General features: G+C 75.6%; 11 protein-coding genes. 8 read left to right on the forward strand and 3 right to left on the reverse strand.

The window, feature by feature from the left end; translation table 11 throughout:
• Positions 1-97 precede the first annotated feature (97 nt).
• From IEZ07_RS24750 to IEZ07_RS24770, 5 genes are all read left to right on the forward strand, one after another.
• On the forward strand, positions 98-1,015 hold the full coding sequence (locus IEZ07_RS24750) for an oxamate carbamoyltransferase subunit AllH family protein (RefSeq protein WP_191896947.1): 918 nt from the start codon (positions 98-100) through the stop codon (positions 1,013-1,015).
• Positions 1,005-2,534, forward strand: coding sequence for an AllF/FdrA family protein (locus tag IEZ07_RS24755; RefSeq protein ID WP_301549347.1), 1,530 nt, complete (start codon positions 1,005-1,007; stop codon positions 2,532-2,534). Before IEZ07_RS24750 ends, IEZ07_RS24755 begins: the two co-directional genes overlap by 11 nt.
• Complete coding sequence (locus IEZ07_RS24760; RefSeq protein ID WP_191896948.1) at positions 2,531-3,925, forward strand: YlbE family protein; 1,395 nt, start codon at positions 2,531-2,533, stop codon at positions 3,923-3,925. The genes IEZ07_RS24755 and IEZ07_RS24760 overlap by 4 nt, the downstream gene beginning before the upstream one ends.
• Before the next feature lie 292 nt (positions 3,926-4,217).
• Complete coding sequence (locus IEZ07_RS35935; protein WP_204054535.1) at positions 4,218-6,332, forward strand: serine/threonine-protein kinase; 2,115 nt, start codon at positions 4,218-4,220, stop codon at positions 6,330-6,332.
• Between the two features lie 90 nt (positions 6,333-6,422).
• Positions 6,423-7,844, forward strand: a complete 1,422-nt coding sequence (locus tag IEZ07_RS24770) for an MFS transporter (RefSeq protein WP_239320399.1) — start codon at positions 6,423-6,425, stop codon at positions 7,842-7,844.
• Between the two features lie 87 nt (positions 7,845-7,931).
• Here the strand turns inward: IEZ07_RS24770 and IEZ07_RS24775 are convergent, their stop codons facing one another.
• The 3 genes from IEZ07_RS24775 to IEZ07_RS35940 are packed head-to-tail and all read right to left on the reverse strand — an operon-like array spanning position 7,932 to position 12,915.
• The gene (locus IEZ07_RS24775) at positions 7,932-9,671 is read right to left on the reverse strand and encodes a bifunctional 3'-5' exonuclease/DNA polymerase (protein WP_239320401.1); all 1,740 of its coding nucleotides are present in this window, start codon (positions 9,669-9,671) and stop codon (positions 7,932-7,934) included.
• A 35-nt stretch (positions 9,672-9,706) separates the two neighbouring features.
• A complete protein-coding gene (locus tag IEZ07_RS24780; protein ID WP_191896949.1) occupies positions 9,707-11,218 on the reverse strand; it encodes a metallophosphoesterase family protein in 1,512 nt (503 codons plus the stop codon).
• 56 nt (positions 11,219-11,274) lie between these two features.
• Positions 11,275-12,915, reverse strand: a complete 1,641-nt coding sequence (locus IEZ07_RS35940) for a serine/threonine-protein kinase (protein ID WP_239320403.1) — start codon at positions 12,913-12,915, stop codon at positions 11,275-11,277.
• Positions 12,916-13,072: 157 nt separating this feature from the next.
• On the opposite strand from IEZ07_RS35940, the gene IEZ07_RS24790 reads away from it, so the two are divergent.
• From IEZ07_RS24790 to IEZ07_RS24800, 3 genes are read left to right on the forward strand one after another with little or no spacing between them, the layout of a single operon-like run.
• Entirely contained in the window at positions 13,073-13,480 is a 408-nt protein-coding gene (locus tag IEZ07_RS24790) for an acyl-CoA thioesterase (RefSeq protein ID WP_084008136.1), read from the forward strand.
• A complete protein-coding gene (locus IEZ07_RS24795) occupies positions 13,481-14,608 on the forward strand; it encodes a zinc-binding dehydrogenase (protein WP_191896950.1) in 1,128 nt (375 codons plus the stop codon).
• The gene (locus IEZ07_RS24800; RefSeq protein ID WP_239320405.1) at positions 14,605-15,165 is read left to right on the forward strand and encodes an MSMEG_6728 family protein; all 561 of its coding nucleotides are present in this window, start codon (positions 14,605-14,607) and stop codon (positions 15,163-15,165) included. Before IEZ07_RS24795 ends, IEZ07_RS24800 begins: the two co-directional genes overlap by 4 nt.
• The last annotated feature ends 64 nt before the right edge of the window (positions 15,166-15,229 follow it).

Below are 15,229 nucleotides of genomic sequence, written 5' to 3' on the forward strand. Positions count from 1 at the left end.
CAGGAAGAGCCAACCTTTCCGCGGACTGTTGGCAGCTTTCTCCGTACGGGGTGATCTGGCTCCGCTCTAGCGTCGGGCTCGTGGATGGGGAGGCCCGATGACCGTTGGAACGCGCCCGGGGGCGCGGCGGATCCCGGCGCGGACGTACGCGACCGGCGCGGCCAGCACGGCGCTGCGGCCGCTGCTGGAGTCGCCCCGCCGCCCGGCGCGGGTGCTGGCGGCGTTTCCCGCCGGGGTCTACCTGGAGGTGCGCGCGGAGCTCGAACCGCACGTGATCGCGGTGGTCAACGGGGACGCCGTCCGGCTGCCCAACGCGATGGTCGTCGCCGATCCCGTGCCGCGCGTCGCGGTGGGCGGCGAGGCCTGGGTGGGGGACGGCTCGATCGAGCTCGGGCGGCTCGGCCTGCGGGTCCGCCGCTGGTGGGACCCGGCTCCGCCGCTCGGCCCGGCCGACCCGGTACGGCTGGCGCGCGCGCTGCCCCTGCTGGCCGAGCTGTGCGACGCCTCCCCCCGGCGCCCGGGGCTGGAGGGCAGCGGAGCCGCGGAGCTGCTGGCCGACGGTTGCGCGGAGGCCTCGCTGCTGCGCAGCCTCACCGCCGCCGAGCAGCTCATCGGGCTGGGTCCCGGCCTCACCCCGAGCGGCGACGACATGCTCGCCGGGCTGCTGGTGGCGCTGCGCCACCTGGGAGCGGCCGCCGGGGTGGAGCGGGCGGTCTGGCTGGCCGACTGGCTGGCCGCCGCGGTCACTTTCGACGCCCGCGGCAGGACCACGCCCATCTCGGCGACGCTGCTGCACTGCGCGGCGCGGGGCGAGGCCAGCGGCGAGGTGCTGGCCGTCCTGCGCGCGTTGACCGGGCGCCAGCCTCTGCAGCCCACGCTGGGCCGGCTGCTCTGGCTCGGCCACACCTCCGGCGCCGACCTGGCCTGGGGACTGCGCATCGGGCTCGCCGCCGTCCTCTGCCTCGCGGACCGCGCGGGCCGGTCGATCTCGAAGGTGGGAGCGGGTGGGAGCTGAACGGCCGGGCACCGATCTGGTGCGGGTGCGTACCGGGATCTATCACGATTCGGTGAGCCTGATGCGGGTCAGCCGGGCCGCGGCCGCCCTGCCCGGGGTGGAGGTCGCGGTGGTGGCCATGGCCACCGGGCTCAACCTCGACATCGCCGCCGAGCTGGGCTTCGAACTCCCCGCCGCCGGGCCCACCGACCTGCTGGTGGCGCTGCGGGCCGCCGACGGGGACGCGGCCGAGCGGGCCGCCGCCGAGGTCGACGGGCTCCTGGCGGCACTCGCCGCCCGGGCCGGGGGCGCGACCGGGGGCGAGGAGCCGCCGCGCACCGTGCGCGCCGCCGTCCGGGCCGCGAGCGGGGCCGCGACGCTGGCGCTGGTCTCCGTCCCGGGGCCGTACGCGTTCGCCGAGGCGATGGACGCGGTGGAGGCCGGGCTGTCGGTGATGGTCTTCAGCGACAACGTCCCGGTGGAGCAGGAGGTGCTGCTCAAGCGGCGGGCCGCCGAGCGCGGCGTGCTGGTCATGGGGCCGGACTGCGGCACCGCCGTGGTCGGCGGGACCGGCCTCGGGTTCGCCAACGTGCTCCGGCCCGGGCCGGTCGGGATCGTGGCCGCCTCGGGGACCGGCGCGCAGCAGGTGGCGTGCCTGCTGGACCTGGCGGGCGTGGGGGTGAGCCACGTACTCGGCGTCGGCGGGCGCGACCTGTCGGCGCGGGTGGGCGGCCTGTCCACACTCCGCGCCCTGGAGTCGCTCGACGCCGACCCCGCGACCGAGCTGATCGTGCTGGTCTCCAAGCCCCCGGACGCGGAGGTGGCGGAGGCCGTCCGGCAGGCGGCCGGCGGGCTCGCCACCCCGGTGGTGACCGCTTTCCCCGGCCGGGCGTCCAGTCACGGGCCGGACGACCTGACCTCGGCCGCCGAGGACGTGCTGCGCGCGCTGGGGGTGAAGGTCCCCGAGTGGCCGTCCTGGCCCGCCGCCGGGCCGCACGCGCCCGCCGCGGGCGACGCCGCGCGCTCCGGGCCGGTCCCGGACGGCGGGGCGAACGGGGCCTCAGCCGGCGCGGTCTCGGACGGCGGCATGGCGGACGGCGCCGCGGCGACCGGGCGGGCGCGGGTGCTGCACGGGATCTACTCGGGCGGCACGCTCTGCACGGAGGCGGCCCTGGTCGCCGGGACCGGCGGCTTCACCGACTACGGCGACGACGCCTACACCCGGGGCCGCGCCCACCCGATGATCGATCCGGCGCTCCGCCTGGAGGCCCTGGCCGCGGTGCCCCCCGGCGACGCGGTCCTGCTCGACGTGGTGCTCGGCCACGGCGCCGACCCCGATCCCGCCGGGCGGCTCGCGCCCGCCGTCGCCGCCGCCGTCGCGCGCGGCGTGTCCGTGACCGTCGCGCTGGTCGGCTCCGGGGGCGACCCGCAGGGACTGGCCGCCCAGGCCGGGGCGCTGTGCGCGGCGGGAGCGGACGTGTTCGCCTCCAACGCCCTCGCCGCCCGGCACGCGGCCCGCCTGACCGGAGGTGCCCGATGAGCCTGCCGATGCTCTCCGGCGAGCCGCACGTGATCACGGCCGGGGCCGCGGTGCTCGGCGAGGCGCTGGACGCGCAGGCCGTACCGCGCACGGCCGTGGACTGGCGGCCGCCGCTGTCCGGCACCGAGGACGACCTGGCGCGGGTGCTGGCCGACCCGCGCAGGGCCGCCGCCAACGCCCGGGCGGTGGACAGGCTGACGTCCGCACGGCCCCTGCTGGCCGGGGTGCGGCCGGCCGGCGAGGTGCTGGACCTGCCGCCGGGCACGTTCCTGCACGCCGGTCCGCCGATCGGGTGGGAGCGCGCCTCGGGGCCGATGCGCGGCGCGCTGATCGGGGCGGTGCTGCTGGAGGGGCTGGCCGGCGACGCCGGGGAGGCGGAGGAACTGCTGGCCGCCGGGCGGGTACGGCTGGAGCCCTGCCACCACCACCGCGCGGTGGGTCCGATGGCCGGGGTGGTGAGCCCGTCCATGTGGATGTTCGAGGTGCGCGACGCCGAGCACGGCGGCACCGCCTACTGCTCGCTCAACGAGGGGCTCGGCAGAGTGCTGCGCTACGGCGCCTACGGTTCCGAGGTGATCGGGCGGCTGCGCTGGATGGGCGAGGTGCTCGGCCCGGCGCTGGCCGCGGCCCTGGAGCTGACCGGGCCGCTGGACCTGCGGTCGCTGATCGCGCAGGCCCTGCAGATGGGCGACGAACTGCACAACCGCAACCGGGCCGCGACCTCGCTGCTGGTCCGCGAGCTGGCGCCCGCGCTGGTGGAGGCCGCCGGCGGCCGCGCGGCCGAGGTGCTGCGCTTCGCGGGCGGCAACGACCACTTCTTCCTCAACGCGGGCATGGCCGCCTGCAAGGTGAGCGCCGACGCGGCCAGGGACGTGCCCGGCTCGACGCTGGTCGTCGCGATGGCCCGCAACGGCACCGACTTCGGCGTGCAGGTCTCCGGGCTCGGCGACCGCTGGTTCACCGGCCCGGCGGGCGTGCCGGACGGGCTCTACCTCGGCGCGTACGGCCCGGCGGACGCCAACCCCGACATCGGCGACTCCACGATCACCGAGACGGCCGGGCTGGGCGGCTTCGCGATGGCGGCGGCCCCGGCGATCGTCAGGTTCGTCGGCGGCGACGTGGCGGAGGCGGCGGCGGCCACCCGGTCGATGTACGAGATCACCCTCGCCGAGCACCCTGCCTACCAGATCCCCGGCCTGGGGTTCCGGGGCACGCCGGTCGGCGTGGACGTGACGCTGGTGGCGAGGACCGGCCTGCTGCCGACGGTCAACACCGGCATCGCGGGCCGGGTGGCGGGCACCGGCCAGGTCGGCGCGGGCCTGGTGAGCCCTCCCGCCTCGGCCTTCACCGCGGCGCTGACGGCCCTGGCGCGGGAGGCGCCGATCCGATAAGCCGCCGTTCCCGTTGGCCCGCCGGTTCCCCGGCGAGGGTCCAGCCGCGTCCGTCCGCCATCGCGCCCCCGCCATTCCGGAGCGGGTCCGGGATCGGTGCCGCCCCGGTTCACCGCGGATTCACCGCCGGTCCAAAGCCGGTCCAAAGCCGGTCGACGGGCCGGTCACACCGCGGACCGATCTTGCTCGACAAATGCCGCGAAGTCCTTTCTTCACCCCCAACTTCCATTACCGAATACAATCCGGATATCGTGTCCAACCTCACAAATGGGCTTGGACCTGGGGGCGGGGTATGTCGGCGGACCGTCTGATCGGCAAGGTACCCCCTGGACCGGAGGTCGCGAACATCACCGGAACCGCACCGACCGGCCAGGCGGGACAGGACAGACTGATCGGCAGGCGCTACCGTCTGCTGTCGCCGGTGGGCCGCGGCGGCATGGGCATGGTCTGGCACGCCCACGACGTGCTGCTCGACCGGGACGTAGCGGTCAAGGAGCTGATCCTCCCCTACGGGCTGGACCACGCGGGCAAGCAGGTGGCGCACCGGCGCATGATGCGCGAGGCCCGCTCGGCGGCCCGGCTCAGCCATCCGGGGATCGTGACCGTCCACGACGTCGTCGAGGAGGACGGGCGCCCCTGGATCGTGATGGAGCTCGTCCGCGCCTGGTCCCTGGAGCAGGCCGTGCGGGAGAGCGGGCCGCTGCCGGTGGCCCAGGCCGCCGAGATCGGCATCCGGGTGCTCGACGCGCTGCGCCACGCCCACGCCTCGGGGATCCTGCACCGCGACGTCAAGCCCGGCAACGTGCTGCTCACCTCCGACCGCGTGATCCTCACCGACTTCGGCATCGCCGCCCTGGAGGGCGATGTCACCATCACCCAGACCGGCCTGCTGATGGGTTCGCCGGCCTACATCCCGCCGGAGCGCCTCTCCGGCCAGCCGATCACGCAGGCCGGCGACCTGTGGGCCTTCGGCGCCACGCTGTACGCCGCGGTCGAGGGCCGCCCCCCGTACGAGGGGCCCGATGCGGTGGCCGTGCTCGGCGCGATCCTCACCCAGGACCCCGTGCGGCCGCAGCGGGCCGGGGCGTTGGCCGGCGTCATCGAGGGCCTGCTCCGCAAGAACCCCGCCGACCGCATGTCCGCCGCCCAGGTCTCGGACCTGCTGGAGCAGGTCCTGCGCAGCCACGGCTCCAACACCCCCGACCGGGGCCCCAGCGGCCAGGTGCCCGCCGCGATGCCGGTGCCGGGCAACTCCATGCCGATGCACCTCATGCCGCCGCTGGACCCGCCCTCGGGGCCGATGCCCTCGCGGATCATCGAGACCCCCTCGGGGCCGGTGCGCGTGCCGTACGACCCGCAGCAGGACGCCCCGGGCGGCGGGCCGGGGCGCGACCCGCTCTCCGGCCCGTCCGGGGCGTACTCCACCGGGCCGACGGGCGACCCCGGGCAGCCCGCCCCGCTGAACGTCACCATCGCGCCGTTCACCTCGCTGGACAGCATGTCCGGCGGGACCCGGCGCGGCTACGACGCGCTGCGCAGCACCTCCGCCGAGCTGAGCCGGCCGCCGGGGACCTCCCCCGGGGACGCCTTCTTCGACACCTCCTTCGACGCGCTGTCCAGCTTCTCCGGCGAGGTCCCGGTCCCCGGCGCCCCGGCCGGGGACCGGTCCGCCCGCGGGCGGACCGAGGCGGCCGTCCGGGAACGGCCGGGCCGGCCGGAGACCGCCGACCGGCGCGAGCGGGCCGAGGGGCGCAGGACCTCGCGCCGCAGGGCGTCCTCCGAGGGCGGCTGGATGCGCGACGGGCGGCCCACCCCGCGACTGCTGGCCGTGGGCGGGGCCGGCGTGCTCGCCGTGGTGGCGGCCGGGCTGTTCGTACTGACGTCCGGTGACGGCTCCGGCCCCGTGCGGGAGCGCACCTCGTCCGCCTCGGTCTCCGCCCCCGCCGACGGCGGGCAGAGCCGCAGGACCGGTGAGGTCCCCGAGGGGTTCAAGCGGCTGAGCGCGGGCGGGATCGCCGGCGCCGTACCGGAGAACTGGACGGTGAAGGAGCGCGACGACGGCGCCGTCGTCTTCTCCGGGCCGAAGAGCGGCGCACAGAGCATCGTCGTCACCCAGGTGCCCGTGGCCGACCCGGTGGCCGCGCTCGGCAAGCTCGACAGGTCCGGGCTGGACGAGTACATCGAGGTCGGCGTGACCCCGGTCTCCTACGACGGCTGGAAGGCCGCCGACTGGGAGTACACCTACGTCCTGCCGGACGGCATCGTGCCGATGCACGGGCGGACCCGGTACGTCGTGGTCGGCGCCGACAGCGCCTACCAGATCGCGATCGTCGTCAAGGACATCGACTGGGAGAAGAGCGCCGGGATGATGGACGCCTTCTTCGCCACCTTCGACCCGGGGGCCTGAGGCCGGGCCCCCGGAGCCCGCGGTCCCGGGACGCACGGGGCGCGGAATATCCGCTGGGGGGATCGTCACGAGTGATGACAGACTTCACTCGTGACGACAACCCCCTTGAGTCCTGACATCTCCCCTCCGGGCCCGGATCGGGTCGCCGCCGTCCAGCGGCGGACGCTGGGCGTCCTGACCGCGGCGCAGATCACCAGCGGCATGGGCGTCGCCGTGAGCTTCACCCTCAGCTCGGTGCTGGTCGCCAGGCTCTCCGGCTCCGAGGCGCTCGGCGGGCTGGCGGGCACCGCGGGCGTGCTCGGCGCCGCGCTGCTCGCCCTGCCGACCGCCAAGGCCTCGGGCCGGGGCGGACGGCGGACGGGACTGACCCTGGCCTACGGCTGCGCGGCGCTCGGCTGCCTGATCTCCGTCATCGCCGTCACCGCCGGGTCGTGGCCCCTGCTCCTGGCCGGGCTGGTGCTGTTCGGCGGCGGCAGCGCGGGCAACCTGGCCTCGCGCTACTCGGCCACGGACCTGTCGCCCGCCGGGCACTCCGCCCGGCACCTGTCCTGGGTGGTCTGGGCGGCCACCGTGGGCTCGGTCGCCGGCCCCAACCTCGCCGAACCGGCCGACCAGATCGGCCAGCGGCTCGGCCTGGCCCCGGGCGCCGGCCCGTTCGTGCTCGCCCTGCTGGGCTTCCTGCTCGCCCTGGGCATCCTGACCGCGGGCCTCCGCCCGGACCCGCTGGTCCTGGCGCGCTCGCTCGCCGCGTCCGCGCGGAGCACCGGAACCGCCCCGGGCGCCACGGCCTCCGCCAGCACCGGCCCGGTCCCCCCGTCCGCCGCGGCCACGCCGGCCGGCCCCGCCCACGGCGGCCCCACCGCACCCGTCACCTCGCCCGCCGCCGCGCCCTCCTCGCCCGCCGTGGAGACGGTGGCGGCGGTGAAGCCCGCGGGGACCCTGCGCACCGCCTGGCGGACGCTGCTCGACTCCCCGGTGGCACTGCGGGCGATGGCCGCGATCGCGGTCAGCCACACCGCCATGGTCTCGATCATGTCCATGACCCCGGTCCACCTCGACCACCACGGGGCCTCCGTCTCGGTCATCGGCCTGGTGATCAGCCTGCACATCGCGGGCATGTACCTGCTCTCCCCCGTGGTCGGCTGGCTCGCCGACCGGATCGGCCGGGTCCGGGTGCTCGTGCTCGGCATGGCCCTGCTGCTCGCCGCGTCCGTCCTGGCCGGTACGGCGGGCGAGCACGACGTCCCCCGGGTGACCGCCGGGCTGGTCCTGCTCGGAGTCGGCTGGTCCTGCGGCCTGGTCTCCGGCTCGGCGATGCTCACCGACGCCGTCCCGCTGGCCCGGCGCCCCGCCGTGCAGGGACTGTCCGACCTGGTGATGAACGTCTGCGGCGCGGCCGGCACGGTCGTCGCCGGAGTGATCGTGCAGGCTCTGTCCTACGGCGTGCTCGGCACGGCCGTGGCGGCCCTGGTCACCGCCACCGGCGCCTGGCTGGCCCTCGCCCGCCGCTGAACCGCCGCCCCGCGCCGCCGCATCCGGCTCCCGCGCCCCGGTCCTCGCCCGCCGCACCCGGCTCCCGCCTCCGCCCGCCGGATCCCGTCACTTGGCGTCGGCGTAGCAGCGCACGGCGACGGCCTCCATCGGGAAGCGCACGGGGGTCGGGCCGAACAGCAGGCGGGTCGCCTCCTCCGCGGCCCGGCCGACCGCCTCGGCCACCTCGCCGGCCAGCTCCTGCGGGCAGTGCACCATCACCTCGTCGTGCTGGAAGAAGACCAGCCGGGCCGGGTCGGGCAGCAGCCCGCGCAGCACGGCCATCAGGGCCAGCGCCCACTCGGCGGCCGTCGCCTGGACCACGAAGTTGCGGGTGAACCGGCCCCGGTCGCGGGCCGCCCGGCTCCCCTCCGGCCCGGAGACCAGTTCGCGCCAGCGGGCCGAGGGCGGCGGGCAGGTGCGGCCCAGCCAGGAGCGGACCAGCCGGCCCTCCTCCCCCGCGCGGGCGGCGTCCTCCACGAACCGGTAGGCCTCGGGGAAGCGCTGGCGCATCACGGCCAGCAGCTTGGGGGCGTCCCCGCTGGTCCCGCCGTACATCGCCGAGAGCATGGCGATCTTGGCGTGGTCGCGCTCGCCGCCGAACGCCCGGGCGAGCGCGTGGTACAGGTCCGCCTGCCCCGCCGCCCTGGCCAGGCCCCGGTCCCCGGCCATCGCGGCCAGCACCCTGGGCTCCAGCTGGGCGGCGTCGGCGACGACCAGCGTCCAGCCCTCGTCGGCCACCACGACCCTGCGCATGGCCTTGTGGATCTGCAGTGCGCCGCCTCCGCTGGTCGCCCACCGACCGGTCACCACGCCGCCCACGACGTACTCCGGGCGGAAGCGGTCGTCGCGGACCCACTGGTCGGCCCAGGCCCAGCCGTGGAAGCTGTGGAACCTGGCCAACTCCCGGTAGGCCAGCAGGGGCGCGACGCCGGGATGGTCGATCTTTTTGAGCTCGTGCGCCCTGGCCGAGGAGACCGGCGTGCCGGCGGCCTTGAACGCCTTGACGATCTGCTGGACGGAGTCGGGGTTGAACGACGTGCCGAACACGGCCGTCACCTCGTCGGCCAGGGCCTGGAGCCTGGGCGGGCGCATACCGTGCACCGGGCGCGGGCCGAGCATCTCGGCCAGCAGCGCGTCGTGCAGGTCCCGCCGCCAGGGCATGCCGTCGTGGGCCATCTCCGCGGCGATCAGCGCTCCCGCCGACTCGGCCGCGACCAGCAGCCGGAACCGGCGCGGGTCGGCCGTCGCCTCGATCCGCCGGAGCTGGTCGGCGTGGACCTCGGCGACCAGCCCGGCGTCCGGCGGGGGCGGCCGCTCCTCCTCGAACAGGACGGCCTGCCGCGCCCCGGGCCCGTGGTGGCCCGCGTGGTCCTGCTCGTGGTCGTCGGGCACCGGCAGGCCGTGCAGCCGGGCGTGCGCCGCCCGGACCGACCGGGGCTCGCCGTACCGGCCCTCGTGCGCCAGGAGCAGGCCCTCGGTCAGCACGAGGTCGTGGCAGCGCGCGAGCCGCACCCCGCGCTCCAGCAGCGCCGGGTAGACCTCCCGCGTGTCGGCCCAGACCCAGCGCCCGGCCCCGCCGCCCGCTCCGCCGCGCCCCGCGCCGCGACCGCCCGGCCCCGCGCCGTCCTCGCTCCGTCCCGCGCCGCGCCCGTCTCCCCCGGCGGCCGGGTCCCCGGCGGGCCCGTTCCCCGCCCGCGTCTCCAGCTCCCGCACGGCCGCCGCCAGGTCCGCGACGGCCTCGGTCTCCTCCCCCGCCCGGCGGAGCAGGCCGGACCCGTCGGCCCCCGGCACGACCACGACGTTCATGCCCCCAGCGTGTCACGCGCCACCGACGGTTTCGATCAGGCGAGCGGGATGAGGACCTCGTCTTCGAGCGGGGGTTCGATCTCCTGGGGCAGGCAGCCGGTGGCGGCGAAGCAGCGGATCCGCAGGGCCTGCGGAGTCACCGAGACGTGCAGGAAGCTCTTGAAGAACGGCGGGGTGTCCCAGTCGGACAGTTCCGACAGGTAGCGGTGGAAGACCTTGCCCACGGGCAGCCGGAGCGGCAGCGGCCAGGAGCCGAGCAGCCGCGCCGCCCACCGCATCCGCCGGGTGATCCGCACCCCGCCGATCGGCCGCGGCGGGGTGTTGCCGATCCGCTGGGACATCAGGCACACGGCCTCGTCCGGCGTGAGGTAGAGCCAGCGCATGCGCAGCCGCTCGCTGTAGAGCTTGCTGTAGAACGAGAGCGAGTCGCCGCGCAGCGGGTAGCACTTGTAGTCGTCCTCGTGCACGCCGCCGACCGTGACCCTGGGGATGGTGTGGGTGGCGTGCGTGAACGCCCCCGAGCCGCCCGCCACGACGTACTGGATCGTCCGGTCGCCGACCTCGACCGGGAAGCGCTGGTAGTTGTGCACGTCCCCGCCGATGGCGGCGACGTAGTTGTGCCGGGGGTCGGTCACGATGTCGTCGATCGTGCCGCCGCCCTCCAGCTTCGACGGCTTGTACTCGTTGCGGACGTAGATGGGCTTGCCGGTGACCAGCACCTTGGGGCGCGGGTCCAGCGAGACCTGCCGGAGCCAGTCGGCCTGCTCCCGGTCGATCGTGCCGGTGATCCCGGTGTCCACCCCCACGATGAGCAGGCCCGGGGCCTCCAGCACCCAGTACGGCCCCGGCTGCACGGCCCGCTGCTCGGGGGCGGAGCGGCGCTCGCGGGCGCGGGCCAGCCGCTCCTCGTCGATCGGCTCCGGCCTGCGCCAGAGCAGCCCGCGCAGCCCGGAGGGCGAGAGCCGGAACCCCTCCCGCCGCGCCTCCAGCGCCGGGGCGTCGCAGAAGACGCGCATGAAGCCGCCGAGCCCGTCGTACCAGTCGTGGTTGCCGGGGATCGCGTAGATCGGCGCCCGGTAGTCCTGGTAGGGGCGGAAGAACTTGTCGTCGTACTCGTCGCCGGCGCCGGTGGGGTAGACCACGTCGCTGGCGATGACCGCGAAGTCGGTGCTCTCGCCGATCCGGAGCATGCCGGGCACCACGGCGTACTGCGAGGCGTCGCCCTCGCCGGTGTCGCCGAGGAGCAGGAAGGAGAACTCCTCCCCCACCTCCAGCGGGATCCGGAGGGAGAGGTCGGCGCCCCGCGCCCGCTGCGCCGCCGTCCAGCGCGTCCGGACCTGCCCCGACGGGTCGCCGAACAGCGCGGCGAGGATCTCGTTGCGCGAGCGCCAGAGCGTGCGCGGGTTCAGCCAGGAGAACGACTCCGCGCCCGGCGGTCGCAGCCTGGCGAACTCTCCGATCTCCACGCAGTCCCAGCCCGCCCCTTCCTCCGAGATCCGCGAGGAGACCTCGCGCCCGCGCTCCGCCGCCCGCTTCACGTCGACCATGGTCATATTCTGGCCGCGATCTTGCGCGCGTGCGCCCGTTCGGGGAAGCGCGCCGGTCAGGACAGGCGGCCGATGCTGAAGTCGTCGAAGTACACGCGGGGTTGGGGGTCGCCGCCGGTCTTCCTGACGTGGATCCCGAACAGGGGCTTGCCGTTCGCCTTCGCCACGTCCGTGTCGACCACGCCGTCCACCAGGTGGTCGTCCACCCAGAACGCCACCCGGATCCGGCCGTCGCTCCGCTCGCACTCCAGCCGCAGCACCGACCCGTTCTTCTTGAACCCGGGGATCGGGACGTCGGCGGTCAGGTCCCAGGCGCTCTCGAAGGTGCTCCTGCGGATGCGCGCCCGCCCGCCGGGGCTGACCTCGGCGAAGTAGGAGAAGTAGGTCTCGTCGGGCGCGTACTGGCAGAAGACCCCGCTCCACGCGCCGTAGGGGTACCCGTCGGCGAGGTCGGCCTTGACGCTGACCAGCACGCGCTCCGGAGCCTCGGCGTTGACCGGCGCTTTGTTCTCCCGGTAGTCCTTCGAGGGGTCCGTGGCCATGGTGAAGCGCCCGTCCCCGGTGTAGCCGTGCAGGGTGTCGACGCGGGTGCCGTCGCCGTTGTACCAGCCGGACTTGTCGTCGCCGAAGTCGTCCCGGTACAGCACGTCGGTGCTCTCCGGCGGCCCCTGCGCGAGCATCCGGACGCCGAGCACCCCGGCCGCCCCCAGCAGCAGCGCCCCGGCCACCGCCCCGCCCACCAGGTACGGCCGGCGCGGGAGCCGGGTCCGCTTCGCGGGTTCCTGCCCGGCGACCGCCCGGGCGGTCGGCCCGGCCAGGCCGGACAGGTCGAGCCGGACCGTGCCCGCCACCCGGGCGGTGTCCCGGGCCTCCTCCCGCCCGACCAGTCCGGACAGCAGTTCCCGGGCCGTCGGCCGGGCCGCGGGGTCCTTGTCCAGGGCCGCCCCGACCAGGCCGCGCAGTCCCTCGTCGAGGGCGCTCAGGTCCGGTGTGTCGTGGACCACCCGGTAGAGCGCCTCCGGCACGGTCCTGGAGGCGAACGGCGAGGAGCCGGTCGCGGCGGCGGCCACCACGCAGCCCCAGGCGAAGACGTCGGCGGGCGGGCCCGCCTTGCTCTCGGAGACCAGCTCCGGCGCCATGTACTCCGGGGTGCCGAGGAGCGTGCCGGTGACGGTCTGCCCCCTGCCCGCGTCCAGGGCGCGGGCGATGCCGAAGTCGATCACCCGCGGGCCGAGCGGGGAGAGCAGCACGTTGGCGGGCTTGAGGTCGCGGTGCACCACGCCCGCGTCGTGGATCGCGCTGAGGGCGGTCGCCACCCCGACTGCCAGCGCCTCCAGGTTGGACCCGGTCAGCGGGCCCTGGTCGCGCAGCAGGCGGGCGAGGTCGGGCCCCGCGACGTACTCGGTGACCACCCAGAGCGGCTCGCCCTCCAGCCGGGCGTCCAGCACCGGGGCGGTGCAGAACCGGCTGACCCTGCGCGCGGCGGCCACCTCGCTCCGGAACCGCGCCGCGAACTCCGGGTTCGCGGCCAGGTGCCGGTTGATCACCTTGATCGCCACCGGTCCCGACGGGCCCTCGGCGAGGTAGACCGTGCCCATGCCGCCCCTGCCGAGTCGGCCGGCGATGCGGTAGGGGCCGAGCTCGACCGGGTCGGAGGGCTCCAGGGTCAGCGCGGGGGGAAGTCCGTAGGCCGTCACATCGGACGATCTTAGGTTGGATGGATCATCCAATGGGCGAGAAGAGATGACATGACGCACTCGCTCCGGTAACGCACCGGCCTCCCGGAACGGCGAGGGGCTCCCCATCCCGCCCCCGCGCCCTCCCGCCGATCCACTCTGGAATATAGTTCTGTCCGTGTACGCGTACTGGGAGACGGTCCCCACCCGGTGGAAGGACAACGACGTCTACGGCCACATGAACAACACGGTCCACTACTCGCTGATGGACACGGTGATCAACACCTGGCTGATCAGGACCGCAGGTCTCGACATCCACGAGGGGGACGCCATCGGCCTGTGCGTGGAGTCGCACTGCGTCTACAAGGCGCCGGTCTCCTTCCCCGAACCCGTCCGGGTCGGCCTCAGGATCGGGAGGCTGGGCCGCTCCAGCGTCCGCTACGAGCTCGGCCTGTTCCGCGAGGACGGCGAGACGGTCGTGGCCGAGGGGCACTTCGTCCACGTGTTCGTGGACCGGGAGACCCGGCGGCCCGGCGAGATCCCGGCGCCGCTGCGCGCCGCCATGGAGAAACTGGTGATCACCTAGATGAGCACGTCCACCCGCGCCGCCGTCCTCGTCGAGTCGGGCCGCCCGGCCCCGTACGCCTCGTCGCGGCCCCTGGAGATCATGCCGCTGACGCTGGAGGCGCCCGGCCCCGGGGAGCTGCTCGTCCGGGTCCGCGCGGCGGGCCTGTGCCACTCCGACCTGTCGGTGATCGACGGCTCCCGACTCCGGCCGCTCCCGATGGCCCTCGGCCACGAGGCCGCGGGCGAGGTCGTGGAGGCCGGCCAGGGCGCCGAGTTCGCCCCCGGCGACCACGTGGTGCTGTCCTTCGTGCCCGCCTGCGGGCACTGCCCGCGCTGCGTGGCGGGCCGTCCCGCGCTGTGCGAGCCGGGCGCCGCGGCCAACGGGAGCGGCACCCTGCTCGGCGGCGGCCTGCGCTTCGCCGCCGCCGACGGCGCCCGCCCCCGGCACCACCTCGGCGTCTCGGCCTTCTCGGAGTACACCGTGGTCTCGGCCCGCTCCGCGGTGAAGATCGACCCCGAGCTGCCCTTCGAGATCGCGGCCCTGTTCGGCTGCGCCGTGCTGACCGGGGCGGGAGCCGCGTTCTACAGCGCCGGCGTCTCCCCCGGCGACGGCGTCGCGGTGTTCGGCCTGGGCGGTGTGGGACTGGCCGCGCTGCTGGCCGCCAAGGCCGCCGGAGCCGCCACCCTGGTGGCGGTGGACGTGGTCGGCGCGAAGCTGGAGCTGGCGCGCAGGCTCGGCGCGACGCACACCGTCGCGGGCGGCCCGGACGCCGTCGAGGCGATCCGGGAGATCACCGGCGGCGGGGCGGAGAAGGTCGTCGACACCACCGGGGTCGTCCCGGTCCTGGAGCAGGCCTACCGGGCCACCGCGCGGGGCGGCACGACGGTCACCGTCGGCCTGCCCGACCCCTCCCGCGAGCTCACCCTGCCCGCGCTCAGCCTGGTCGCCGAGGAGCGCACGCTGCGCGGCAGCTACCTCGGCTCGTGCGTCCCGCGCCGGGACGTGCCGCGCTTCGTCGGCATGTACCGCGCCGGGGTGCTCCCGGTGGACGCCCTGCTGTCGCACCGGCTTACGCTGGATGAGGTGAACGAGGGCTTCGACCGCCTGCACACCGGCGAGGCGGTCCGCCAGGTGATCGTGATGTGACGGGGACCCCGGAAGGCGGGGCCTCCACGCCGGAGGCGATCGACGACAGGAGGGCGATGCAGACCTTCCTCCCCTACCCGGACTTCGACGCCACCGCGCGCGTCCTCGACCCGCTCCGCCTGGGCAAGCAGCGGGTCGAGACGCTGCAGATCCTGCGCGCGCTGACCGTCCACGGGTACGGCTGGCGCAACCACCCCGCGGTGAAGATGTGGACCGGCTACGAGGAGGCCCTGGTCCGGTACGGCCTGCAGATCTGCGGCCACTGGTGCGCCACGGGCCGGGCCGACACCTGCTCGGCCACCATGGCCGGAGAGCTGGCCGAGCGCTGCGGCGTCGCCTCCCCCCGCTCCCAGCCGGAGCTGGCGGCCGCCGGCGAACTGCCGCCCTGGCTGGGGGACCCGGCCTTCCACCGCAGCCACCGCTCGTCGCTGCTGCGCAAGGCCCCCGAGCTGTACCGCCCCGCCTTCGGCGACGAGCCGGACGACCTGCCGTACGTCTGGCCCGCCTCCGACCGGCCCCCGTCGTGCCCGCCGGATCCGGCGGGCCCGCCCGGCTGACGGGCCGGTCCCCATCGGACCCCTACCTGGGCGGGCCCGGCGGGAGCCCTCCGCAGGACCCGGC

It is taken from the genome of Planomonospora parontospora (assembly GCA_014647935.1).
Classification (GTDB): domain Bacteria; phylum Actinomycetota; class Actinomycetes; order Streptosporangiales; family Streptosporangiaceae; genus Planomonospora; species Planomonospora parontospora.